The organism is Rhodococcus sp. SBT000017 (assembly GCF_003688915.1).
Lineage (GTDB): Bacteria > Actinomycetota > Actinomycetes > Mycobacteriales > Mycobacteriaceae > Rhodococcoides.
This window is the reverse complement of record NZ_REFU01000001.1, coordinates 443,743-467,437: the sequence shown is the minus strand read 5'-3', so window position 1 is coordinate 467,437 and position 23,695 is coordinate 443,743. Positions and strand designations below refer to the sequence as shown.

The following is a 23,695-nucleotide window of genomic DNA, read 5'->3' as shown; positions in this document are numbered from 1 at the left end:
CAGCACCTCGATGCCCTGGCACGATGTCGCTGTGCAGTCGACATCGCGAACATCTCATCGAACCCACCGCCGCCGTGTTCTCTCGGTGGTCGCACTGGCGCTGCTGGTCGCGCCGTTGCTGGCCGGTTGCCTGCGCGTGCAGGTCACGATGGGCGTGTCGGCGAACGACCGTGTCGCAGGTCAGATCGTGGCAGCCAATGTGCCGACTTCGGACTCCGACACCGGCCCGGAACTGGTGGTTCCCTCCTCGATCGAGGACAAGGTTCGCGTCGAGCCGTACAACCAGGACGGATACGTCGGGTCGCAGGCGATCTTCGACGATCTCTCGTTCGGCGACGTGCAGACCCTCGGCTCGATCTTCCAGAACGCGGCCGGATCGTTCCAGCTGACGCTGCAGCGCTCGGGTGACACCGTCACTCTGGCAGGCAACGCCGATCTGTCCTCCGTTCCGGTTCAAGGCTCGGACGTACAGTTCACCATCGCGTTCCCGGCCCGCATCGGCACCACCAACGGCACTCGCGAGAGCGACAACTCGATCTCGTGGAAGTTGCCGGCAGGCGAGGTCACCTCGATGCGCGCCGAGGTCAACTATCCCGATCCCAACACCCGAAGCTTCGCCGGCTGGGCCGGCATCGTGGGCGGCGTGACGGTCGGCGTCGCCGCCATCGTCGGGGCCATGGCCTGGGTGTCGCGCAACCCACCGCTGCGGAGCCGCGGGTCACGCGGAACCGAGTCCGGAAGCTCCAGCGACAGAACGTCTGTGTGAGAGACCGCCTGCTCGCGCGAATGACGGAGACCGCAACCGTCCTCGCGACGGCGTCGGCCGCGGTATCGGTGTTCAACTCTCGGTTCATGCCGAGCCTGCGATCCCCGGAGCAGGACGTCACCGAGCGCGTCGTCGTCTGCATTCCCGCCCGCAACGAGGTCGCGACGCTTCCTGCTCTGATCGGCGATCTCGCGCGGCAACGATCGTGCACAGATCTGCGAGTCATCGTCCTCGACGACGACTCGACCGACGGAACGGCGTCCGCTGCCCGCGCGGCTGCGAACGGTGATCCGAGGATTCGCGTCGTGACCTCCGGTGCCGCTCCCCCGGCCGGCTGGACCGGCAAGGCCGCAGCGTGCGCCGAGCTCGCGAGACTGGCCGACGAGGACGACGCGATGACGTCGCTGATCATGTTCGTCGATGCCGATGTGCGACTGGAACCGGAGGCCGTGGCGGCGGCGGCCCGGATGCTGCGACGGCGCGGCGCCTCGCTGCTGTGCCCGTGGCCGGAGCAACTGGCCGAGAGCACCGTCGAGCGACTCGTCCAGCCCCTGCTCGCGTGGTCGTGGATGTCCACGCTTCCCGTACCTCTGGGCAACGCGACGCTCGCACCGTCGATGGCGGTCGCCTGCGGGCAATTCATGGCGTTCGACGCCGCCGCCTATCGCGCCGTCGGAGGCCACGGCTGCGTTGCGGCGAGCGCAACCGAGGACCTGGATCTGGCACGCGCTCTGCGTCGGCGGGGGTTTTCGACGGCGGTGGCGTCGGGTGCGGGGCTCGTCCGCTGCCGGATGTACCGATCGGCCGCAGAGTTGCGGTCCGGGTACAGCAGGTGGCTGTGGAACGAGTTCGGTGGACCGGCCGGTTCGACTGCGGCGGCCCTGGCACTGACCGCCGTATACGTGTTGCCACCGGTCGCGGCGCTCACCGGCTCGGGTTCTGCGCGTCGCCTCGGCTGGGCCGGCTACCTCGCGGGGGCAGGGTCGCGGCTGGCCGTGCGGCGGCGCGAGGTGGGATCGCGGTTCGGGGCGGGCGACGCCGTCGACGCGGCGCTGCACCCGGCGTCGATTCTCGCGTTCGTCGGACTCGTCGCGGAATCCCACGTGCGCAGGCGTCGTGGCTCACTGTCGTGGAAGGCGCGCCCGATGCCCGCGCCGCACACCTGACCCGTCTCACACTCGCGCGGCCGCAAGCCCCAGGTTGCTGAGCACCTCACGCGTCGCGCGCGCGAAGTTCAAGGTGATGAAGTGCAATCCGGGCGCACCCTCGGAGATCAAGCGCTCACCGATGTTCGTCGCGAGTTCGATGCCCACCTCTCGAACGGCGGCACGGTCCTCTTCGGGACCGGATCCCGCTGCGCGCGTGAACTTCTCGTCCAGGTGCGACGGGAGCGTCGTACCCGAGAGCTCGAGCATCCGGCGAACCGACCGAAGCGAGGTGATGGGCATGATCTCGGGAATGATCGGCTTGGCACCCTGCTCGGCGTCGAACGCACACACGCGATCCCGTAGGCGCAGGTAGTCGTCCACATCGAAGAACATCTGGGTGATCGAGTACTCCGCCCCCGCCCGCAACTTGCCGACCAGGCATCGGGTGTCCTGCTCGAGGTCGGCGGCGCGGTGGTGTCCTTCGGGGAACGACGCCACGCCGACGTGAAAGTCGCCGAGATCGCGCACCAGCCGGACGAGCTCCTCCGCGTACTCGACGCCGTCCGGATGCTTCTCCCAGTCACCGAGCGGATCTCCGGGGGGATCTCCGCGCAGCACGAGAATGTTGGTGATGCCGCGGTCCGCGTACGACCCGACCATGGATCGGAGTTCGTCCACACTGTGCGAGACGGCAGTGAGATGCGCCACAGGAAGAAGGGTGGTCTCCTCGGCGATCTGCCCGGTGACGCGCACCGTCCGATCGCGGGTGGAGCCGCCCGCGCCGTAGGTCATCGACACGAATGCGGGTTGAAGTTGTTCGAACTCACGAACCGCCCGCCACAGCCTGGCCTCGGCGGCCGCGTCTCGTGGAGGCGAGAACTCCACCGAGAACGGGATCCTGGCCTCGGGTTCTGTCCGTAGCCGGTCGACGATGGACGGCGTTCTCGTCACGAATCCTCGACTCGACCGCCCCCTGACGGATTCTTCGCTCACCCGAAGATCATAGGTTGCGCCCCACCGAAGCCCGTCGGGCCTCCCTGACGAAAGATGTTCGCTGGACGTCGGTCCAGGGTTTCCACGGCTATTACTGTGGGAATCGTCAGTCCACGCAATCCACAGCAACCTTGGAGGATCGTCCTGTCCGGAGACTTTTCTTCGCCCGTAGTCGACACCCCCGCCGCCGCGAACGACCCGAAGGCGATGCGCACGGCGGTCGACGCGACGCTCGCCGAGTTCTTCGCCTCACGCAGAGAGGTCGTCGACACCGTCGGCGGCGGCTATCCCGCCGCGGTGGCCGACCTCGAGGCGTTCGTGCTTCGCGGCGGCAAGCGCATGCGTCCCGCGTTCGCCTGGACCGCGTGGCTCGGCGCAGGCGGGGAATCCACCGGTGCCCGCGCGGAGGCAGTGCTGCGGGCGTGCTCGGCGCTCGAACTGATCCAGGCCTGCGCCCTGATTCACGACGACATCATCGACTCGTCCAGCACACGACGCGGTTTCCCGACCGTGCACGTCGGCTTCGCTCAGCGGCACCGCGAGGCGGGCTGGTCCGGCTGCGCGGACCATTTCGGTGAATCGGCAGCGATCCTCGTCGGCGATCTCGCTCTGTGTTGGGCCGACGATCTACTGCGTGAGTCGGGCATCGACGCCGATGCCGCGCGGCGAGTCCAGCCGGTGTGGTCGGCTATGCGCACGGAGGTTCTCGGTGGCCAGTTGCTCGACATCGAAGCCGAGGCCGGTACCGACGAAAGTGTCGCCGCTGCAATGCGCGTGAACCGCTACAAGACCGCTGCCTACACCGTCGAGCGGCCGCTGCATCTGGGCGCAGTCCTCGCCGATGCCGACGAGAACCTGATCTCGGCCTACCGCAACTTCGGTGCAGACATCGGAATCGCGTTCCAACTGCGCGACGACCTCCTCGGAGTGTTCGGCGATCCCGAGGTGACCGGCAAACCGTCGGGCGACGACATCACCGAGGGCAAACGCACCGTGCTGATCGCGCTGGCACTGCAGAAAGCAGACGAGACCCGGCCGGATCGCGCAGCCACGATCAGGGCCAGTCTCGGAACCGAACTCGACGCGAACGAAGTGGCCGACATTCGTTCCATCCTCGTCGAACTCGGCGCGGTGGACGCGGTCGAGAAGCAGATCGACGAGCTCGGGACCCGGGCCGTCGCAGCCCTCGACAACAGTTCGATCGAACCGGTCGCTGCCGCGCACCTGCGCGCCATGGCAACCGCCGCCATCCAACGGCAGTACTGAAAGAGAGCGTCATGTCTTCGATCCGCACGGTCTCCGGCACCACCGACTGCGTCGTCGTCGTGGGAGCCGGATTGGCCGGCCTGGCCGCCGGTCTGCATCTGCTGGGAGCAGGCAGGAAAGTCACCATCGTCGAGCGCGACGCGACCGTGGGCGGCCGCGTCGGGGTGTACCCGGTATCGGACGCCGACGGATCGCACCTGTACGACATCGACAACGGCGCAAGCGTGCTGACGATGCCGAACCTGGTGCTCGAGGCGCTCGCCGCCGTGGGTGCCGACTTCGAGTCGACCACGCCGCCGATTCGGCTGACCACGCTGTCGCCGTCCTATCACACGCGCTACGCCGACGGCACGTCCATCGACGTCTACTCCGATCCCGAGGCGATGGCGGCCGAGGTCGAGCGCACCTGCGGTCCAGCCGAGGCGCAGGGATATCGCGAACTGCGGCGTTGGCTCGCCGACATATTCGACGCCGAGTTCGACCGCTTCATCGACTCGAACTTCGATTCACCGCTCGATCTCGTGGGATCGAAAGCCGCGATCTCCGACACCGCGACGCTGACGAAACTGGGCGGCTTCGGCCGCCTCGGGCCACGCGTCGACAAGTTCCTGAAGGACACCCGCCTACGCCGCGTGTTCACGTTCCAGGCGCTCTACGCAGGCATGGCACCCCAGAAGGCCCTCGCGGTCTACGGAGCCATCGCGCACATGGACACCTCCCTCGGGGTGTTCTTCCCCGAAGGCGGCATGGCGGCCATCGCCAGGGCGATGGCCGACGCGTTCGTCACCGCAGGCGGCACGCTCGAACTCGGCACCGAGATCGTCGACATCACCGTCGATCGAGGTCGTACCGACTCCGTGATCACTGCAGCCGGCAGCCGAATCGCCTGCGACGCACTCGTTCTCACCGCAGACCTGCCCGTCGTCGATCGACTCCTCGACCGGGCGTCGGTATCGAAGAAGGGCCGACGCAACGGTTACGGCGTCGTCTCGCCGTCGGCGGTCGTCGCGCACGGAACCGTTCCCGTAGAGCTGACGGAGACGTGGCCCGCTCGCGCGCACCACACCATCGACTTCGGCGACGAATGGGCCGAGACCTTCCGCCGCATCACCGCACGATCGGGCAAGGGGTCCTTGATGGCCGATCCGTCCCTGCTGATCACCCGACCGTCGGTGAGCGATCCCGATCTCGAAGTGGTGCGCGGCGGAGTCCGCAGCGAGCCGGTGTCCATCCTCGCACCGTGCCCCAATCTCGACAGCGCTCCACTGCCGTGGAACGAGCTGGCGCAGCCGTACCTCCGTGAAATCCTGACGACTCTGGAGGCTCGCGGATACAAGGGCCTGCTCGACGGATTCACTCTCGACCACATCGACACACCCGAGACCTGGGCACGCAAGGGCATGATCGAGGGTTCTCCGTTCTCGTCCGCCCACGTGTTTCGGCAGACCGGGCCGTTCCGACGCAAGAACATGGTCGCCGGGCTCGACAACGTGGTTCTTGCCGGCTCGGGCACGACGCCCGGAGTGGGCGTTCCCACGGTTCTGGTGTCGGGAAAGCTCGCCGCAGAGCGGGTGACGGGGCGCACGGGACGGTAGGTTCGTTCGATTCACTGCGTCGACCAACTAAGCTGAGCGCGATCGTTTGCCGGTCGCGCTCATTGCTGCGACCATGATCGTTCGGTGATCGGCGTGAACCAGCGGCCGGCGTACAGATCTCGACCCACAACTCGTTGCAGAGGAGGAGCAGGCGGCAATGTCTTCGATCTCGTCGCACTCCACCTCCGAGGATCGATCGTCGGACGGCGACCCCCCGTCCTCGGCTTCGCGACGACCGTCGAGACTGACCGCAACGGGCAATTTCCTGCGCAGTCCCGAGGGCAAGGCCGCACTGCTCGGTGTGGTCGGTGCCGTCTGCATCGTGTTCGGCGGATTCGGTGCGGGCAGCGTGCGCCGACGCGATCCGTTGCTCGAGGAGATGCACTTGTCGTGGCTGCGATTCGGCCACGGATTCGTACTCTCGACCATCATCGTCTGGGTCGGCGTACTGCTGATGATCACCGCCTGGGTTCGGCTCGGACGCGCGACCCTGCACGGCCGCACCACGGTTGGCGAACTGCGCTGGATCGTCCCGGCATGGACCGCACCACTGCTGCTGTCGGTGCCGATGTTCAGCCGCGACGCGTACTCCTACCTGGCGCAGGGCGCTCTGCTCCGCGACGGATTCGACCCGTATGCCGTTGGCCCCGTTGCCAATCCGGGAGTTCTACTCGACAACGTCAGCAATGTGTGGACCACGACCACTGCGCCGTACGGTCCGTTGTTCCTACTGCTCGCTCGCGGAATCACCAGCCTCACCGGTGACAACGTCATCGCCGGAACCATGCTGCTGCGCCTGACGATGTTGCCCGGTCTGGCCCTGATGATGTGGGCGGTTCCGCGGCTGGCGAAGCACCTCGGCGGCCGAGCGACCACCGCGGTGTGGCTCGCCGTACTCAACCCTCTGGTTCTGATCCACCTGATCGGCGGAGTGCACAACGAGTTGCTCATGGTGGGCCTGATGACCGCGGGGATCGTGCTGACGCTCGAACATCGACACGTGGGCGGCATTGCACTGGTTGCGATCGCGGTGGCGATCAAGGCCACAGCAGGCCTGGCGCTGCCTTTCCTGGTGTGGATCTGGATGCTCCATCTGCGCGAGAAGGCGCGGGCGGAGGGTCGGACGCCGATGTCGCCCGGCCTCGCATTCATCAAGACCGCAGGTATCGGTGCCGCCGTCTTCGTCGCCGTGTTCGTCGTGGCATCGGTGATCGCCGGAGTCGGAATCGGTTGGCTGACGGCGCTTTCCGGATCGGCCAAGATCATCAATTGGCTCTCGCTGCCCACGATCCTGGCGCACCTGGTGACCGTCAGCACCTCGTGGTTCCTCGATCTTCGCCTCGGACCCGTTCTGGATGTCACCCGTCTGCTGTGCGCGATCGCACTGGTGGTCGTTCTTGCGGCGGCCTGGTGGTTGGGCCGCAGATCCGAACGCGATGCGGTCAAGGGCATCCTGATCGCCCTGGTCGCCACCGTCGTCCTCTCCCCCGCAGCCCTGCCCTGGTACTACTCGTGGCCACTGGCGATCGCCGCAGGCTTCGCACTCTCGCGCACGACCCTGATGATTTTGACGGGGCTGTCGACGTGGCTCATGCTCGTCTTCCAACCCGACGGATCGATCGGCCTGTACACGTTCGGACACGTCGCACTGGCGATCTTCGCCGCGGTCGTCGCAGCTCTGGCTCTGACGCGCGTCGATCCGCTGCGTTTACGATCGGACCGATCCAGGGAACACCGTGCCGTGCCGAACGCACCCAAGACCCCAGCAACGGAACCGACCGGAGACGAATCCACGTCATGAAGGCCCACGTGATGAGAGAACTGGACGGTATCGATCCGGAGCTGCACGAGGCTTACCGCATCTGTCGTGAACTCAACGCTCAGCACGGCAAGACGTACTTCCTCGCCACTCGCCTGCTCCCCACCGACAAGCGCGCCGGCGTGCACGCGCTGTACGGGTTCGCCAGGATGGTCGACGACATCGTCGACCTCGAGGGCACCGACATCGCCGTGGGATCGGACGAGCTCAACGCCCGTCGCATCGTCGAACTCGACGTGATCGAATCCCGGGTGCGCGACGCCTTGGCGGGAAAACCATTGTCCGACAGCGTGTCCGATCAGGTATTGAGCGCATTGTGCGACACCGTGGCGCGCTACGACATTCCGCACGACTATTTCTTCGCGTTCATGTACTCGATGCGCATGGACATTCCGGGGAGCCCGATGTTCGTCTCGCGCTACCGCACGATGGAGCAGTTGCGCGAGTACATGTACGGCTCCGCTGCGGTGATCGGACTGCAGATGTTGCCGATCCTGGGAACGGTCGTCGAGCGGTCCGAGGCCGAGCCCCCCGCCGCAGCCCTGGGCGAGGCGTTCCAGCTCACCAACTTCATCCGCGACATGGGTGAGGACCTCGACCGCGACCGCATCTATCTGCCCACCGACGAACTCGCGGCGTTCGGCGTCGACGAAGAACTACTCCGGTGGTGCCGCACCACGGGGAACGTCGACGCCCGGGTCACCCGCGCCCTCGCACACCTGATCGCCGTCACCCGCTCGATCTACCGCACGTCCGATGCAGGCATCGAGATGCTGGATCCGCGAGTGCGACCGTCGATGCGCACGGCGTCGATCCTGTACGGCCGCATACTCGCAGAGGTCGAGTCACAGGGTTACCGGGTGCTCTCCCAGCGGGCGACGGTGCCGCAGTGGACCCGAGCGCGCGTCGCGCTTCCGCAGTTCGCCGTCACCGGCTGGAAGCGCGCGACGGTTCGCTAGAAGGCCATCGCCTGTGCGCGCCTGATCACTTCGCGCATCAGGTCGCCGTGCAGAGCGGCGACGGGTGCACCGGGCAGGCTCTCGTCCTCGGTGAACAGCCACCGCAGGATCTCCTCGTCCTCGTACCCTCCGTCGTGCAGCACGGCCAGCAGGCCGGGCAGCCCCTTGACGATGGTGCCCTTGCTCGTATCCAGGAACTGCTCCGGCACGACGGGCACGCGCGAACGCTTCAGGGCGAGCAACTGGCGATCTCGAACGAGCTGTTCGACGCGGGTCTTGGGGATGTCGAGGATCTTCGCGACATCGGCGAACTGCAGCACAGACTCCGACGGATCGAGCACGTCGTCGGCATAGGGAATGGCACTCACGCAGGTAACGTTAACGGGTCCGACGCTCAGACTTCAAAAGCGTGACAGCCGGGTCGTTCCGCAGGCTCCACTCCTGCCGCCGGGTCGTTCCGCAGGCTCCACTCCTGTGCAGCAGGCCCCACAGGACCGAAGACACAAGCCACGATCGTCGGTCGGCATCCCCGGCACCGATACGATCGTCTTCAGCGTCCGGCGACCGAGCCGGAAGACGAGTGGACGACGAGGGGAGGTTCGGTGATACCGGGTTCGATGCTCGATCGTCGATACCGAATAGACGCACCGATCGCGCGCGGCGGTATGTCGACGGTCTACCGCGGACTCGACACCAGGCTCGACCGCCCCGTAGCGGTGAAGATCATGGACCCGAAGTTCGCCGAGGACCCGCAGTTCGTCCAGCGCTTCGAGTTCGAGGCGCGGGCCGTGGCCAGGCTCAGCCACCCGGGCCTCGTCGCCGTCTACGACCACGGGCGCGACGGCGAACACGCCTTCCTCGTCATGGAACTCGTCGAGGGCGGAACGCTGCGCGAACTGCTGCGCGAGCGTGGACCGATGCCGCCGCACGCTGCAGCGGCCGTCATCCGGCCGGTTCTCGACGCACTCGCCGTCGCCCATCGAGCCGGTCTGGTGCATCGCGACATCAAGCCCGAGAACATTCTGATCAGCGACGACGGCGACGTGAAGATCGCCGACTTCGGCCTCGTCCGAGCCATCGCGGCCTCCACCGTGACATCGAGCAGTGTGATTCTGGGCACCGCCGCATACCTGTCTCCCGAGCAGGTCACCACCGGATCCGCGTCCGCGAGCAGCGACGTCTACGGCGTCGGTGTCGTGCTGTTCGAGCTGCTGACCGGACGCACACCGTTCACCGGCGACACCTCACTGTCCATCGCCTACCAGCGCATCGACAACGACGTACCGCTCCCCTCCACCCTCATCGCCGGCGTCCCCCCGCAGTTCGACGAGGTGGTCCAGCGCGCCACCGTCCGCGCCCCGGAACACCGGTACCGCAATGCCGACGACATGGCCCGCGCCCTGCGCGCTGCCGCGTCGGCGCTCGCGTTGCCCGAGTACCGAGTGCCCGCACCCAAGCGCTCGGCCGAGCACCTGAGCTCGGCCGCAGCCGGAGCGCCGACGACGGTTGCAGGCAACCGTCCGCCGTCCGCTCGCACCCAGGTCGTGGACACTTCGCCGCCCCCGCCCCCACAACACGGGGTGCAGCACACCCGAGTGGTCACCTCGCCCACGTCCCGAGGCGTCGACGACCGCCAGGAACCGTTCGATGCGCCGCCCGCCGGACCACCCCCGACCGGCCGACGGCACTACGAATTCCCCGACTTCGACGCCGATCAGCAACGCTCGCGCCGAGCGATCGTCATCTGGCTCCTCGTCGTCGCCCTGCTCGCCGTACTCGTCGGGCTCGGCGGATGGTGGATGGGCTCGGGTCGTTACACAGCCGTCCCGATGGTGGACGGACTCGACACCACCGGTGCCACCAGCGCTGTGGAAGCCGCCGGTCTCGAGGCCGCGGTGCGCGGAACCTACTCCGACTCGGTGGACACCGACCTACTCATCGGCACCGATCCCACCGGCGGATCGCGAATCGCCAAGGGCGACACGGTGTCTCTCTTGGTATCGCTGGGTCGCCCCACCGTTCCGTCCATCGACGCGGACGCATCCGTCGAAGACATGGAACAACAATTGCGAGACCGGACTTTCACACCCGTCGACGGCGGCGAGGCCTTCAGCACCTCCGCACCGATCGGCGGAGTCGCAGCACTTGACCCACCGCCCGGCACCGTGCTGTCGACCGGTACCGCGGTCACGGTGCTGCGCAGCAAGGGAGCACCTCCGGTCGAAGTTCCCGACGTACGCGGGCAGAGCGTCGACCAGGCCCGAACGACGCTGGAATCGGTTGGCATCACCGTCGGCGAGGTTCGGGAGTCCTTCGACGAGGACACCGACGGCGGCAAGGCGATCGGATCGACGCCCGAAGCCGGACAGACCGTACGATCCGGGTCCACCGCGGTGCTCGAGGTGTCCAACGCCGTCACCGTGCCGTCGCTGCTGGGCCGGTCGGTCGGGTCGGCCCGGACCACCCTCGAGACGTTGGGCCTGACGATCGACGTCCGTCAGGTGGTGGACACCGACGGGTCTCTGGTCATCACCCAGAGCCCCGGAGCCGGTTCTCGGGTGGAACCGGGCTCCGAGGTCATGGTCGTCTCACTGCCCTGATCAGTCGCGGAGCATCTCGGCAACGAGGAACGCCAGTTCGATGCTCTGCTGCGTGTTCAGGCGCGGGTCGCAGGCGGTCTCGTACCGACCGGCGAGGTCGAGGTCCGAGATGTCCTGGGCACCGCCGAGGCACTCGGTGACGTTGTCGCCGGTCAATTCGACGTGAATTCCGCCCGGATGCGTTCCGAGGCCGTTGTGCACCTCGAAGAATCCCTGCACCTCGTCGACGATGCGGTCGAAGTGCCGCGTCTTGTAACCGGTCGACGCCTCGTGAGTGTTGCCGTGCATCGGATCGCACTGCCAGATGACCTGGTGGCCGGTGGCCTGAACCTTCTCGATGATGGCGGGCAGGATGTCGCGCACCTTGCCGTTGCCCATGCGTGAGATCAGCGTCAGACGTCCCGGCTTGTTGGTCGGGTCGAGGCGCTCGACGTACTCGACGGCCATCTCGGGCGTGGTCGTGGGCCCGATCTTGAGACCGATCGGGTTGGAGATCAGCTCGGCCAGCGCGATGTGCGCCCCGTCGAGCTGGCGAGTGCGGTCGCCGATCCACAGGAAATGTGCGGACAGGTCGTACAGCTTGGGGTGATCGTCGGTGTTGTCCAGGCGCAGCATCGCACGCTCGTAGTCGAGCACGAGTGCTTCGTGACTGGCGAAGATCTGCGCGGTGTGCAGGTTGGGGTCCGAGACGCCGCAGGCATCCATGAAGCGCAGTCCGCGATCGATCTCCCCCGCGAGCGCCTCGTAGCGGGCACCGGCGGGCGACTGCGCGACGAACTCGCGGTTCCAGTCGTGCACCTTGTGCAGATCCGCCATACCGGCACCGGTCAGTGCGCGGACCAGGTTCATCGCCGCGCTTGCATTGGCGTAGGCGCGCACCAGTCGCGACGGATCGTGGCCGCGGACGCTCTCGTCGGCGACGAGGGAGTTGATCATGTCGCCGCGGTAGGACTGCAGACCGAGCGCGTCGATGTTCGACGAACGCGGCTTGGCGTACTGCCCGGCGATACGGGCGACCTTGACCACCGGCATGCTCGCGCCGTAGGTGAGCACCACCGCCATCTGCAGCAGCGTGCGGATGTTGCCCTTGATGTGCGGCTCGGTGTTGTCGACGAACGTCTCGGCGCAATCGCCACCCTGCAGCAGGAAGGCCTCACCGCGAGCGACGGCGGCGAGCTTGTCCGACAACGCCTCCACCTCACCGGCGACGGTGATCGGCGGAACGCTCTCGAGCACCTTGCGCATGTCGGCAGCATGCTCGGGATCCCACTGCGGTTGCTGCGCAGCCGGCTTGGCCAACGCGTCGTCCAATCGAGAGCGCAACGTCGGTGACAACGGCGGCAGGTCGGGCAAGCGATCGATGGGTACGTCGACAGTCCAGTTCACCGCTACAGGATATTCGCACCGCCGAAGCCGCAGGACAACGGGTGTTCACCCGCGGTACGAGTACTCCTCGATCGCCCGGAACTTCGCCAGATTGTGCCGCGCGTCGGCGAGGGCGTCGTGAGCGTCGTCCGGCACCGACGGCAGCTCGGGACTGCCGCGATCCTCCCAGTGCTGGCGCAGCTCACGGGTGAACCGCGGCAACGAACGCGGCAATTCGGTCATCGAGCCCCACAGCTGGCAGAGCGCCACGTGGTCGTACGCCGCCACCCACGCCCACAGTTCGACCTCGGCACCGTAGTGCGGAACGAGAAATTCGAGCAGTTCGTCCCGGATTCGCGACCGGCTCATCCACAGCGGCGACGAGTACGGTGGCAGCTTGGGAAGCACGTTGCGTCGAACCCAGCGGCCGGCGCGCTCGGGATCGAACTCGGAGGACACCGCATAGAACTCGCGACCGTCCTCCGACACCACACCGATCGAGACCAACTCGATTGTGCGACCATCCTCGATGAACTCTGTGTCGTAGAAGTAGCGCACGCGGCTCACCCTAGCGCGTCCCCGACACGCCCCCCACGTACCGGTAGCCCCGATCCGAACAGCCCTGAAAGGGAACACCAGTGACTTCGCCCGACACCAACCGTCCGGTCGCCGAAGCATCGGAGCCTGCCGCGCCGACGCGACGCCGGTGGCCGAGTTGGGCGGTGGCGTCGAGCAGGGTCCTCGTCCTGATCGGTGCCGTCGTCGGTGTGCTGTTCCATCTCAACGGCTTTCCGGGTCTGCGCACGATCGGTGAGCATTACCGACTCGATCTGGACGTGTATCGACTCGGCGGTCAGGTGTTCGCCGAGGGCGGGGATCTCTACGGTCAGCTGCCACCGATCGCGACCGGTACGACGCTGCCGTTCACCTATCCCCCGATCGCCGCTGCGATCTTCAGCCCGCTGTCGTCGGTGTCGCTGTACGCCGCCTCGATCGCGGTCACCGTGCTGTCGATGCTCTTGCTGCTGGTGACCGTCGTGGTGACCCTCACCTCGCTGGGTCTGCGTCCCCGCACGCTCGTATGGTGGTCTGCCGGAGCGGTGTTCGCCGTGGCCGTGCTGCTGCTCGAGCCGGTCACCTCGACGCTGAACTACGGGCAGATCAACATCGTGCTGATGGCGTTCGTTGCACTGGATTGCCTGCCGAAGAAGACGCCGTGGCCCCGAGGCGTGCTGATCGGTCTCGTGGCCGCCGTCAAGCTCACACCCGCGGTGTTCGTTCTGTTCTTCTTGTTGCGCAAGGACTTTCGAGCTGCAGTGGTGTCGGTACTGAGTTTCGCGGTGTTCACCGCGATCGGTTTCGCGCTGACGTGGTCCGACTCGGTGAAGTACTGGACCGAGACGATCGTCGATTCCGACCGAATCGGCGGCCCGGCCTACCCGCCCAACCAGTCGATCACCGGAGTGCTCGCGCGGCTCGGATTGGACGAATTGCCCCGGTCGATCCTGTGGCTCGCGTTGTCGGTGGTGGTACTCGCCATTGCGGCGGTGGCGATACGAAAAGCGTTCGCCGCAGGCGAGACTGCGCTCGCGCTGACGATCAACGCCATGTTCGGTCTGCTGGTGTCGCCGGTCTCGTGGTCACACCACTGGGTGTGGGCCATCCCGTTCACCGTGATGCTCGCCGTCCTCGGCTACCGCCGCCGCAGTGCGCTGCTGGCGACTCTGGTGGCCGTCGGGCTGGCGTTGATGCTCTATCCGCCGCACTGGAAGCTCGGCGAAGGCCGGTGGAGCGGTCTCGGCTGGCCGCTCGTGGACCAGTTCGCAGCCTCGGGCTACGTGTGGTGGGCGCTCGCGTCTATCGTCGCGCTGGCCGCGATCGGGTGGACCGACCGAACCGATACGACAGCCGGCACCCGTTCCGCACTCTGATCGCGGAGCTGGCCGGCAGAGATTCAGCTGGCCTTGGAATCCGGGATGCGCTGCGCCGTCGGAGCCGACTCCGCTTCGGGTGCAGTCTTCTTCAGAGATGCGGCGTACACGTCCACGTACTCCTGACCGGAGAGCAACATCAGGTCGTACATCACCTCGTCGGTGACGGCGCGCTCAACGAAACGGTTGCCGGCCATACCTTCGAAGCGCGAGAAGTCGATGGGCTTTCCGATCCGAATGGTGACCTTCGCCGGACGCCACACGCGCGAACCGATCGGGTTCATCTTCTCGGTACCGATCATCGCGACCGGAATCACCTGGACTCCGGTCTGCAGTGCCAGACGCGCCATCCCGGTCTTGCCCTTGTACAGCCGAGCGTCGGGTGACCGCGTGCCCTCGGGGTAGATACCGAGAACCTTGCCTGCTTCGATCACGCGCACACCTGCGTTGAGTGCGTCCTGTGCCGCGTCGGCTCCGGTGCGATCGATCGGTACCTGCCCGACCGCGGTGAAGAACCACTTCTGGAACGCGCCCTTGAGGCCCGGTCCGGTGAAGTACTCGCTCTTGGCGAGGAAGGTGATGCGCCTGGGCGTCTTGAGCGGGAGATAGAAAGAATCGAGAACGGCCTTGTGGTTGCTGGCCAGAATGACCGGACCCTCCGTCGGGATGTTCTCCGCACCCTCGATCGTGGGCCGACCCAGGGCGATGAGAAGGGGGCCGACGAAAATGTACTTAACCAGCCAGTACCACATTGACATGCTCCCTGATGGTGGTCGGGAAATCGTTTGGTGCCGCCTCGCCCTGGAGCGAATCGACTGCGGTCGTGCATCCTCGAACCGTGCCGCGTAGTGAACTGTACCCACGGTTTATGACACCAGCCACATCATCTCCGACACCGGGACAGAGGTCACAGGAAGCGAGCGAAGAACGGTCAGCGAACCCCGGTGACGAACACCGTCCGGGCCAACTCCGCGGCCCCGATCATGCCTGCTGCCTCACCGAGTTGAGTACTGCGGATTCGGGCGAGGGGTCGATGCCCCGCACCGGTCACCAGCTCCGCGTACTTGTCGGTCGCGCGGGCCAGGAACTGACTCGATGACGTCGCCACTCCACCGGCCAACACGATCAGATCGGGGTCGTACACGTCGCTGACCATCGAGAGCCCGACTCCGAGCCACTGCGCGAAGTCTTCCATGGTGCGGCGGGCGATCGAGTCACCCTCGTGGGCAGCACTGGCAATTCGGCGGCCGGTCAGCGAACCCGGGTCGAGAAACACCTCACGCGCCAGGGTCGTCGACGACGCCGGGTCCGCCGCCAGCAACTCGACTGCGGTATCCACCAGAGCAGTGCCGCTGCAGTACCGCTCCCAACAACCGCGCTTGCCGCACGGGCATGCCCGGCCGTCCGGCACGACCTGGATGTGACCGAGTTCCGGTGCCACGCCGTGGCTACCCCGATAGATCCTGCCGTCGATCAGCAGCGCCGCACCGATTCCGGTACCGATGGCCACCATCACCACATTGCGGCCCCCGGACGCGGCTCCGAAGCGATACTCGGCCCACGCCGCAGAATTGGCGTCGTGCTCGAGCAGCACCGGCAGACCGATGCGCATGCTCATCTCCGTCGCCACGGGGGTGTTCACCCACGGCAGATGCGGGGCGAAGAGAACCGTCGTGCGATCGGAGTCGATGAACCCGGCGACGGCGAGCCCGACGGCCGCGATGTCGTGTCGCCCGGCCAGCTCCTGCACGGCCCGGTCGAGACCGCGTTCGAGCGCGCGAGCAGTGTGCGGGGTAGGAGCGGCCGTCGAATCGAGCACCTGACCGTCCTCGTCGACGACGGACGCGCGCAGGCTCGTCCCGCCCACGTCGATGCCTACCGTCAGCCGCTGGTGGTGCCGCTTCATTCGTTCATGCCTTCCTCGGCCGTCCCCCACGCGGCCTGCACCCGAGTCGCTCCGCTCACGGACGCTCCTGCTCGTCCGAACGCGAATTCTTCACTCGAACGGTAATCGGAACGAACGACGCGGGGCGGTCATCATGAAGTTTCGTGTCGACCGACACGTCCGCGACCTCCGCCGGGTCCGCGGGGGTGCCGGCACTGCCGGGCCCGGATTCGGCCGCGCTGCCAGGTGACGGCGGGGTGGTCGGAGCCTGCGCTGCGGAGTGCGCCGCCCCGGAGGTCGTGTGATCGGCGAGCAGCTGACGCAACAGCGCGATCACCACGGCGCTCTCGGAGGCCACCAGCTCGACGAGATCGTGGCGCTCCCCGCGCACCAGGGCCGCCAGTGCGCAGACCGGGCACCAACTGCATCCCTGTTGGTCCCGATCCTGCTGCGTCTCGGCGACGCGACGCATAATGGGCTCGAGTCGCGTCAGCACGGTGTCGGCCAAGGCCAGCAGGTCAGCCCCCAGCTCGGAATGGTCCGAGTTCATCGACACACCCCGGCCGCCAGGGTCATAGGAGTCACAGCGGCCACACGTCGGGGTTCGGACGAAAACGCACCACCAGGCACGGTCCGTCGAGTTCGGCGGAGTCGGCGACACACCGACGCAGCACCGACGCCAATCTGATGCGCCGTCGCCTCCCGTCGGCACTCACTATCAAGTCGTCCTCCACTCGCCCCAGGCCCAAGGTCGCCGAATCGACCACCGGCAGCAGCATTCTCATCGCGTACACGGATTCGAGTCCGCTACCCGACTCGAGTACCACCGAAGGCTGCTCACCCCAGCCCGGCGCGCGCCGTTCGAGGGAGTCCGGTTCGAGGCGATCGGCCACATCTTGCAAGGGCCCCAACCCTACCGGTTCACCGGGAGCGTGCTCCACCTCCACGACGGGCACCGTACCGATGCGTCGGCGCAGCTCGGCGACCGCGTCGAGCTGCGCCGCCCGCCACCTCTCGAACCAGAACACGGCCGGATGAGCGCCCACCAGACCGATCGACGACGCGTTGAGCTTCGGCAGGATTCTGTTGACCAGAACACGATCGATTCTGATGCCGAGCAGAGCAGCTGCCGACAGCGTTCTTTCCGCGTCGACGATGGAGAGCTGTTCGGCAGTGACGACCACGGTCGCCCCGGTACGGGCCGAGTCGGTGATCAGGGAACGGACGGAGTCGACCTGCGCGAGGATTCGCTCGATCATCGCCACCACGAAGGTCAGACGTACATCGGAACCGGTGCCGGCGACCATCCGGGCGTGCAGAGGCCAGATCCGCTCGACGTACGCGGCGACGGTATCGGGCAACTGCAGCGTTCGCAGGGCATCCGCCGACGCGGGAAGGTCGACTATCACTGTGTCCCAGCGATTCTCGTCGGCAAGACAGCAGATCTCGTGCATTCCGAGCAGCTCTTCGACTCCGGGCAGACCGAGCAGCTCCTCCGGTTCGATGGCTCCGAAGCTCACCCCGTGCTCGTGTCCCGCGGACGCCACGGCCATCAACGAGCCCAGCCCCCGGTACCGCGCTTCGAGCAACGTCAACGTGTCGATCTCGACGATGTCGAGGCCGGGCGCGATCGAACGAACACCGGACGGATCCACGGCCTCGGCGTCCCCCGCGAATGCATCGGCGAGCGAGTGCGCCTGGTCGACGGAGGCGATCAGTACCCGTTCACCGGCCTGGGCCAGTCGCAGCCCGGACGCAGCCGCCAGCGTCGTCTTACCCGCGCCACCTTTGCCGAGGAACAGCAACACCGTGGTGCGGGCTTCGGTGCGAGCTTCGCTCAGCCTTCGACCCGCTTCTTCAATTCCTTGAGCGCGGTGTCGGTGATGACCTTCTCTGCCTTGCGCTTGAACAGACCGATCATCGGGATGTTCAGGTCGACGGTGAGCTCGTACGTCACGTCGGTGCCGCTGCCGGTCTCCTTCAACGAGTACGAGCCGTTCTGCGACTTCTGCATCTCACCCGATACGAGGTTCCACGAGACCGAATTGCCGTCGGCAGCCCAGTCGTACTCGAGCTCGTAGGTGTCCTTCACCATTCCTGCGTCCAGCACGAACTTGACGCGCTTGCCGCGGCCGTCCGCACCGACCTCGAGGACCTCGACGGATTTCGCGGCCGACACCCACGTGGGGTACGCGTCGAAATCGGCGATGACGTCCATGACCCGGCTCGGTGGGGCTTCGACGACGATCGACCTCTGGGTTTTCTCCGCCATGACTACTGGTCCGCTTCCTCTCGGGTACATCGATCAGCTCGGTTCGCTTCGGTGCCGTCGAACTCGCGCAGGCCTATCTCACACGATCGGTCCGCCGACGCACAACGCGAACCGGCCGACCGTACCGCGCGGTTCATTCGCGAGTCGAAGTCGACGCTACGTGGTGGGGTGCCTCACCTGCCGACCGACCGGCCTCGAGCTCTCGTTTGAGCTCGAATGTCATCGCACGTCCGGCCACCCGCCGGGCGTGCTGATGCGCCGCGACGTCGGCGTCTCCGGTGGGTTCGGCGTGCAGGAAGTAATGCACGATCACACCGTCCAGCGCAGGCTCGAGCCAGAGTTCCATCGTTCCGACGACACCGCCGCGCACTGCCCAGCGGATCCCCTTCTCACCCCGGTCCTCGGTGACGGTCAGATTCAGATCGGGCCACCATCGACGCCAGCGCTCGGGCGAGGCGAACGCGTGCGCCACCCGCTCGCCGGGGCGGCCACGAACGTCTGATCCGCAACTTGAATACTGCTCATCGACAGAGCTTCACATATCGGGTCCCCGGCCGTGCGCGTCCCCTCTTCTCGGGGTCGTTCCTGCAGGCTCCACTCCGGTCTTTTCCGAGTCGTTCCTGCAGGCTCCACTCCGGGTGTATTCGAACGCCCCGAACCCGGGTCTAGAGTATCTGTGAAGCCGAGCTATCGACTTTCGTTCTCCCCGTTCTATCCGGAGGTAATCCCGTGCGCGAGTTCACCGTCGCCGCCAAATACGACATCGCGGACACCGACTCGGCTGTCGATACCGTCTTCGTCCGCGCCCGCAACTCACCGAACGCGACAGTGTTCCGCCGCCAGGTCGGTGGGCAGTGGCTCGACGTCACCGCCGCCGAGTTCGAGCAACTGGTGGTGGGAGTGGCACAGGGCCTGATCGCCGCCGGCATCGAGCAGGGCGATCGCGTCGCTCTGATGTCGTCGACGCGATTCGAGTGGTCGGTTCTCGACTACGCGATCTGGGCCGCGGGCGGCGTGACGGTACCGATCTACGAGACGTCCTCGGCCGGGCAGGTGGAGTGGATTCTCGAAGACGCCGAGCCGGTCCTGCTGATCCTCGAGAACGACGCACACGTGCAGGAGACGAAGGACGTTGTGGCAGCTGCCCCGTCGGTCCGCACGACGTTCGTCATCGAGAACACATCAGGCACGGACGCAGTGCAGGCGCTGATCGACGGCGGTGCTGCGGTCTCCGAAGACCAGGTGCATCAACGTGTTTCAGCACTCGCCTCTTCGGACCCGGCAACCCTGATCTACACCTCGGGAACCACCGGTCGCCCCAAGGGCGTCCAACTCACCCATGCCAATCTGCTCGCCGAATCACTCGGGATTCGCGAGACCTCACTGAAATCACTGATGAGGCAGGGCCGTAGCACGCTGATGTTCCTTCCGCTCGCGCATGTTCTCGCGCGCGCGGTGAGCATCGCGTCGTTCGACGCCGGAGTCACTCTCGGCCACACCAACGACATCCCGAACCTCGTCGCGACGTTCGGCACGTTCCAGCCGGACTTCATCCTCTCGGTTCCGCGAGTGTTCGAGAAGGTCTTCAACACCGCAAAGCAGAAGGCGCACGCAGACGGCAAGGGAAAGATCTTCGACCTCGCCACCGAATGCGCAGTGGCATGGAGTGAAGCCCAGGACACCGGCGGACCGGGAATCGTGTTGCGCGCCAAGCACACCGTGTTCGACAAGTTGGTCTACGGCAAACTTCGGGCAGCGCTCGGCGGCAAGTGCGAACTCGCCATCTCCGGCGGAGCGCCTCTCGGTTCCCGTCTGGGCCACTTCTACCGGGGCATCGGCGTGACGATCTACGAGGGCTACGGGCTCACCGAAACCACCGCGGCGTTCGCGGTCAACACCATCGGATTCCAGCGCGTGGGCAGCGTCGGGCGCCCCTTGCCCGGTAACACCGTGCGTATCGCCAAGGACGGAGAGATCCAACTCCGCGGACCGGTCGTGTTCGACGGCTATTGGCGCAACGAGGTCGCGACCGCCGAGTCGCTGGACGACGGTTGGTTCCGCACCGGCGATCTCGGTTCCGTCGACGACGACGGATACATCACCATCTCGGGTCGCAAGAAGGAACTGATCGTCACCGCAGGCGGAAAGAACGTCTCACCGGCCGGACTGGAAGACCAGTTGCGGGCGGGCGCGCTGATCAGCCAGGCAGTCGTCGTGGGCGATCAGAAGCCCTTCATCGGCGCGCTCATCACCCTGGATCCGGATGCGTTCGATCGCTGGAAGTCCTCCCACGGCAAGGCCGCCGACGCCACCGCAGCGGATCTGCAGACCGACCCCGAACTCGTCGCGGAGATCGACGCCGCCGTCGCCGACGCGAACAAGTCCGTCTCGCATGCAGAGTCGATCAAGAAATATCGACTTCTCCCCCACGACTTCTCGGAGGAGAACGGCGAGCTGACTCCCACCATGAAGCTCAAGCGCAACGTCATCACCGCGGCCTACGCCGACGAGATCGAATCGATCTACGCCCGGTAGGTGCACCGCATCGCGGTGACGAACGTCAGATCAGCGACCGCAGCTTCTCGGTCAGCACGTCCCAGCGCCATTCCGCGTCCACCCATGCGCGGCCGGCGTTGCCCATCTGCGTGGCCAGCGTGCGGTCGGAGAGGATCTTCACGATCGCGTCGGTGATGTCCGAAACCGACGTACCGTCGACGACGAGGCCGGTCTTGTTGTGCTGCACCGCTTCCGGCGCACCCCCGGACATGCCGGCAACGACGGGTACACCGCAGGAAGACGCTTCGAGGTAGACGATGCCGAGACCTTCGACATCAAGGCCTGCGCCTCGGGTTCGGCTCGGCATCGCGAACACGTCGGCGATGGTGTGGTGGGCGGCGAGCTCCGCCGACGGCACGGTGCCGGTGAACACCACGTGTTGCTCCATCCCGGTGGATCCAACGAGCTCGCGCAGAGTCTTCTCGTACGGCCCGCCGCCGACGATCACCAGAACCGCGCCGTCGACGGCTCGGCGGATCCCCGGGAGCGCCCGGATCAGGAAATCCTGACCCTTGCGCGGAACGAGCCGGGACAGGCACAGAATTGTGGGGCGATCACCGAGGCCGTAGCGCGCGCGTAGTTCCGCTCGCGCGGCGTCGTCGGGCACGAAGCGATCGGTATCGACACCGGGCGGCAGATGTTCGAGGGCGGCAGACCGACCGAACGCCGAGCTGAAGCGCCCCCGGGTGTACTTGCTGACGTAGGTCACCACGTCGGTGTTCTCGCCGATCGTGCGCAGGGTCGCCCGCCCGCCCGGCACCATCGACCAACCGACCTCGTGACCGTGTGTACTCGCGACGATGCGGTCGGCCCCGGCCTTGCGCAGGTACGACGACATCACCGCCAACGGAGCCGAGGCACCGAACCACACCGAATCGCAGCCTCGGGACTTCAGGATTCGAGCCGCACGACGCGCAACGAGCGGCGTCGGCAACATCAGTGTCGTCGGATGCCTGATCACCTCGAAGGGCTGCCTGGCGTCGAACTTCTCGTGCGAGTCGCCACGCCACCGAGGTGCGTACACGACCAGCTCGTCGGCCGGCAGTTGCGAGGCGAAGCTGTGCAGATAGGACTGGATACCACCCGGGCGAGGAGGAAAGTCGTTCGTCACGAGCAGAGTACGACGCATGGCGTCAACCGTAGCGCCCCGTCTCAGCGGGCCTGGAGAGCCACCCAGTCGCCCCACGCGGCGACGAATTGCGCCCGGCTCATCCCCAACACCGACGCGAAGGCAGCGTCGGTGTTGCTCTCGGACGCGAGCGCTTCGTACAGAGTGCGCAGCGTCGACTCCCCGAACCGATCGGCCACGAATGCGAACACCGACCACGCCGATTCGTAGGCCACACTCGACCTGGCACCCCCGGCACCGAAATCCTCGTTCTTCGGCAGCACCGTCGGCGGCCCACCGGCCGCCACGATCGCCGCGAGAGTGGGCGCGAGTTGCGCGAACTCGGCACCGGAATTTCGGTACCCGGAATAGTCTGCGAACCCCTCCGACACCCACAACTCCGTACCGTCGGACGTCTGCGCCCTCGCCGCCACATGGGTCAACTCGTGTCGCAGAACCGAGCGCACGGTGAACGGCGTCAACCGCGACGCGGCGTCAGGACCGAACACCACCCGCTGACCCGTCGGACGGGAGCCGTCGCCCGCAACCGCGTCGGACACCGTCACCGCGGCCACGTCGGTTGACGGATCGGACCCCGTCAGATCGGCGAACTCCTGCGCGGAGGATGCGACGAAAACCAGCCCGTCGCGCGCCCAGTCGTCTCCCCAGAAATCGGTGACGGCCGCGATTGCCGACGGAAGTTCGGCCGCGAGGCTCTCGACGAACTGCTCGCGGTCCGGATGTCCTATGACCACCGATGTCCCGGCCGCAGTGGGCACCGAACGAACGGTCAAAGGACCGAAATCCCACGGCCCACGCCAGGTGTGGCGGCGGTACTCGGTCAGGTCCGCATCGTCGACCAGCCGCCATCGACCGTCCCGCTCGGCGACGACGAGTGAGACCGGCCGACGCGTCGGCGATGCGTCCGGCCCGGTGACCGCGTACCGCAGATACACAGAGGGTGCCCAGACATCGGTGGCATCCAGCGCCTCGGCGATCGGCGGCGGAACCGGAGTTTCGGGCTCGTCACCCAGGTCGTAGCCGAACTCGGAGAAGGGGACGCCCGGCACCACTGCAGCCCGGCGCACCTGCGCCTCCACGAAGTCGGGGTCGGCCTGCGGATCCATCGATTCACGCAGTGCATCGAGATCGCCGGAGCGAACCGCACGCGCCCACTGGTCGAGGAGAACGGTCACATCGGCACGGCGCTGCTGATCGTAGGTCGGCGGGTCCGGAGCGACTGTCACGTCGGCGGTCCCTGCGCTGGACGTGCCGTCGAATCGGTGAATCAGGACGACCGAGACGGCGACGACCACGACGACCACGACGACCACGACGACCACGACGGCAAGCCAGCGCAACCGTGACGATCGGAGGAGAACATGCAACCCGGATGGCCGGTTCGAGGCGCTCATGCCACCATTCGTCGATC

20 protein-coding genes and 1 pseudogene are annotated in these 23,695 nt (G+C 66.5%); 9 read left to right on the top strand and 12 right to left on the bottom strand.

Annotated features, from left to right (window positions below; genetic code table 11):
* Positions 1–10: 10 nt before the first annotated feature.
* Together AYK61_RS02015 and AYK61_RS02010 are read left to right on the top strand one after the other, a co-directional pair.
* Complete coding sequence (locus AYK61_RS02015) at positions 11–766, top strand: LppM family (lipo)protein (RefSeq protein ID WP_183130131.1); 756 nt, start codon at positions 11–13, stop codon at positions 764–766.
* 20 nt (positions 767–786) lie between these two features.
* Positions 787–1,932: a glycosyltransferase family 2 protein gene (locus AYK61_RS02010; RefSeq protein ID WP_121872351.1), complete on the top strand. Its 1,146-nt coding sequence runs from the start codon at positions 787–789 to the stop codon at positions 1,930–1,932.
* A 6-nt stretch (positions 1,933–1,938) separates the two neighbouring features.
* On the opposite strand, the gene metF is transcribed toward AYK61_RS02010, so the two are convergent.
* Positions 1,939–2,865 carry a methylenetetrahydrofolate reductase [NAD(P)H] gene (gene metF / locus AYK61_RS02005; RefSeq protein ID WP_220709099.1) on the bottom strand — a complete coding sequence of 309 codons (927 nt, stop codon included), beginning with the start codon at positions 2,863–2,865 and terminating at the stop codon, positions 1,939–1,941.
* 249 nt (positions 2,866–3,114) lie between these two features.
* Here metF and AYK61_RS02000 point away from each other — a divergent pair, with 249 nt between their 5' ends.
* The 4 genes from AYK61_RS02000 to AYK61_RS01985 all read left to right on the top strand — a co-directional run bounded on the left by AYK61_RS02000 (position 3,115) and on the right by AYK61_RS01985 (position 8,546).
* On the top strand, positions 3,115–4,173 hold the full coding sequence (locus AYK61_RS02000) for a polyprenyl synthetase family protein (protein WP_259468155.1): 1,059 nt from the start codon (positions 3,115–3,117) through the stop codon (positions 4,171–4,173).
* A gap of 11 nt (positions 4,174–4,184) precedes the next feature.
* Positions 4,185–5,768 carry a phytoene desaturase family protein gene (gene crtI, locus AYK61_RS01995; RefSeq protein ID WP_259467896.1) on the top strand — a complete coding sequence of 528 codons (1,584 nt, stop codon included), beginning with the start codon at positions 4,185–4,187 and terminating at the stop codon, positions 5,766–5,768.
* Between the two features lie 157 nt (positions 5,769–5,925).
* On the top strand, positions 5,926–7,569 hold the full coding sequence (locus AYK61_RS01990; protein WP_183130130.1) for an alpha-(1->6)-mannopyranosyltransferase A: 1,644 nt from the start codon (positions 5,926–5,928) through the stop codon (positions 7,567–7,569).
* An 11-nt stretch (positions 7,570–7,580) separates the two neighbouring features.
* On the top strand, positions 7,581–8,546 hold the full coding sequence (locus AYK61_RS01985; protein WP_121872348.1) for a phytoene/squalene synthase family protein: 966 nt from the start codon (positions 7,581–7,583) through the stop codon (positions 8,544–8,546).
* Here AYK61_RS01985 and AYK61_RS27180 read toward each other — a convergent pair.
* Positions 8,543–8,914, bottom strand: a complete 372-nt coding sequence (locus AYK61_RS27180) for an Rv2175c family DNA-binding protein (RefSeq protein WP_183130129.1) — start codon at positions 8,912–8,914, stop codon at positions 8,543–8,545. The genes AYK61_RS01985 and AYK61_RS27180 overlap by 4 nt on opposite strands.
* A gap of 249 nt (positions 8,915–9,163) precedes the next feature.
* On the opposite strand from AYK61_RS27180, the gene pknB reads away from it, so the two are divergent.
* Positions 9,164–11,146: a Stk1 family PASTA domain-containing Ser/Thr kinase gene (pknB, locus tag AYK61_RS01980; protein WP_121869607.1), complete on the top strand. Its 1,983-nt coding sequence runs from the start codon at positions 9,164–9,166 to the stop codon at positions 11,144–11,146.
* Here pknB and AYK61_RS01975 read toward each other — a convergent pair whose 3' ends face one another.
* Both AYK61_RS01975 and AYK61_RS01970 read right to left on the bottom strand, forming a co-directional pair.
* Positions 11,147–12,532 carry a class II 3-deoxy-7-phosphoheptulonate synthase gene (locus tag AYK61_RS01975; protein ID WP_032394396.1) on the bottom strand — a complete coding sequence of 462 codons (1,386 nt, stop codon included), beginning with the start codon at positions 12,530–12,532 and terminating at the stop codon, positions 11,147–11,149.
* A 45-nt stretch (positions 12,533–12,577) separates the two neighbouring features.
* Positions 12,578–13,069 (bottom strand): polyadenylate-specific 3'-exoribonuclease AS, encoded by a 492-nt coding sequence (locus tag AYK61_RS01970; RefSeq protein WP_121869606.1) that lies wholly within the window; start codon positions 13,067–13,069, stop codon positions 12,578–12,580.
* An 80-nt stretch (positions 13,070–13,149) separates the two neighbouring features.
* Here AYK61_RS01970 and AYK61_RS01965 point away from each other — a divergent pair, with 80 nt between their 5' ends.
* Entirely contained in the window at positions 13,150–14,442 is a 1,293-nt protein-coding gene (locus tag AYK61_RS01965) for a glycosyltransferase 87 family protein (protein ID WP_121869605.1), read from the top strand.
* A gap of 23 nt (positions 14,443–14,465) precedes the next feature.
* Here AYK61_RS01965 and AYK61_RS01960 read toward each other — a convergent pair whose 3' ends face one another.
* The 6 genes and pseudogenes from AYK61_RS01960 to AYK61_RS01935 all read right to left on the bottom strand — a co-directional run bounded on the left by AYK61_RS01960 (position 14,466) and on the right by AYK61_RS01935 (position 19,124).
* A complete protein-coding gene (locus AYK61_RS01960; RefSeq protein WP_121869604.1) occupies positions 14,466–15,194 on the bottom strand; it encodes a 1-acyl-sn-glycerol-3-phosphate acyltransferase in 729 nt (242 codons plus the stop codon).
* Between the two features lie 179 nt (positions 15,195–15,373).
* Entirely contained in the window at positions 15,374–16,348 is a 975-nt protein-coding gene (locus AYK61_RS01955) for an ROK family protein (RefSeq protein WP_121869603.1), read from the bottom strand.
* Between the two features lie 55 nt (positions 16,349–16,403).
* Entirely contained in the window at positions 16,404–16,877 is a 474-nt protein-coding gene (locus tag AYK61_RS01950; protein ID WP_147458289.1) for a hypothetical protein, read from the bottom strand.
* 31 nt (positions 16,878–16,908) lie between these two features.
* On the bottom strand, positions 16,909–18,135 hold the full coding sequence (locus AYK61_RS01945) for an ArsA family ATPase (protein WP_121869601.1): 1,227 nt from the start codon (positions 18,133–18,135) through the stop codon (positions 16,909–16,911).
* A gap of 29 nt (positions 18,136–18,164) precedes the next feature.
* Positions 18,165–18,599, bottom strand: a complete 435-nt coding sequence (locus AYK61_RS01940) for an SRPBCC family protein (RefSeq protein ID WP_121869600.1) — start codon at positions 18,597–18,599, stop codon at positions 18,165–18,167.
* Between the two features lie 133 nt (positions 18,600–18,732).
* A pseudogene (locus AYK61_RS01935) lies at positions 18,733–19,124 on the bottom strand (polyketide cyclase / dehydrase and lipid transport).
* Positions 19,125–19,328: 204 nt separating this feature from the next.
* Here AYK61_RS01935 and AYK61_RS01930 point away from each other — a divergent pair.
* Positions 19,329–21,134: a long-chain fatty acid--CoA ligase gene (locus AYK61_RS01930; RefSeq protein ID WP_121869599.1), complete on the top strand. Its 1,806-nt coding sequence runs from the start codon at positions 19,329–19,331 to the stop codon at positions 21,132–21,134.
* 25 nt (positions 21,135–21,159) lie between these two features.
* Here the strand turns inward: AYK61_RS01930 and AYK61_RS01925 are convergent, their stop codons facing one another.
* Both AYK61_RS01925 and AYK61_RS01920 read right to left on the bottom strand, forming a co-directional pair.
* Positions 21,160–22,284: a glycosyltransferase family 4 protein gene (locus AYK61_RS01925; protein WP_121869598.1), complete on the bottom strand. Its 1,125-nt coding sequence runs from the start codon at positions 22,282–22,284 to the stop codon at positions 21,160–21,162.
* Between the two features lie 23 nt (positions 22,285–22,307).
* On the bottom strand, positions 22,308–23,678 hold the full coding sequence (locus AYK61_RS01920; RefSeq protein WP_121869597.1) for a hypothetical protein: 1,371 nt from the start codon (positions 23,676–23,678) through the stop codon (positions 22,308–22,310).
* Between the last annotated feature and the right edge of the window lie 17 nt (positions 23,679–23,695).

Coding starts and splice junctions, on each gene's coding strand:
- AYK61_RS01950 (WP_147458289.1), bottom strand. CDS start 16,877: ATGAACTCGGACCATTCCGAGCTGGGGGCTGACCTGCTGGCCTTGGCC.
- AYK61_RS01920 (WP_121869597.1), bottom strand. CDS start 23,678: ATGAGCGCCTCGAACCGGCCATCCGGGTTGCATGTTCTCCTCCGATCG.
- AYK61_RS01955 (WP_121869603.1), bottom strand. CDS start 16,348: ATGAAGCGGCACCACCAGCGGCTGACGGTAGGCATCGACGTGGGCGGG.
- AYK61_RS02000 (WP_259468155.1), top strand. CDS start 3,115: ATGCGCACGGCGGTCGACGCGACGCTCGCCGAGTTCTTCGCCTCACGC.
- crtI (WP_259467896.1), top strand. CDS start 4,185: ATGTCTTCGATCCGCACGGTCTCCGGCACCACCGACTGCGTCGTCGTC.
- AYK61_RS01925 (WP_121869598.1), bottom strand. CDS start 22,284: ATGCGTCGTACTCTGCTCGTGACGAACGACTTTCCTCCTCGCCCGGGT.
- AYK61_RS01985 (WP_121872348.1), top strand. CDS start 7,581: ATGAGAGAACTGGACGGTATCGATCCGGAGCTGCACGAGGCTTACCGC.
- AYK61_RS01990 (WP_183130130.1), top strand. CDS start 5,926: ATGTCTTCGATCTCGTCGCACTCCACCTCCGAGGATCGATCGTCGGAC.
- AYK61_RS02010 (WP_121872351.1), top strand. CDS start 787: ATGACGGAGACCGCAACCGTCCTCGCGACGGCGTCGGCCGCGGTATCG.
- AYK61_RS01940 (WP_121869600.1), bottom strand. CDS start 18,599: ATGGCGGAGAAAACCCAGAGGTCGATCGTCGTCGAAGCCCCACCGAGC.
- AYK61_RS01960 (WP_121869604.1), bottom strand. CDS start 15,194: ATGTGGTACTGGCTGGTTAAGTACATTTTCGTCGGCCCCCTTCTCATC.
- pknB (WP_121869607.1), top strand. CDS start 9,164: ATGCTCGATCGTCGATACCGAATAGACGCACCGATCGCGCGCGGCGGT.
- AYK61_RS02015 (WP_183130131.1), top strand. CDS start 11: ATGCCCTGGCACGATGTCGCTGTGCAGTCGACATCGCGAACATCTCAT.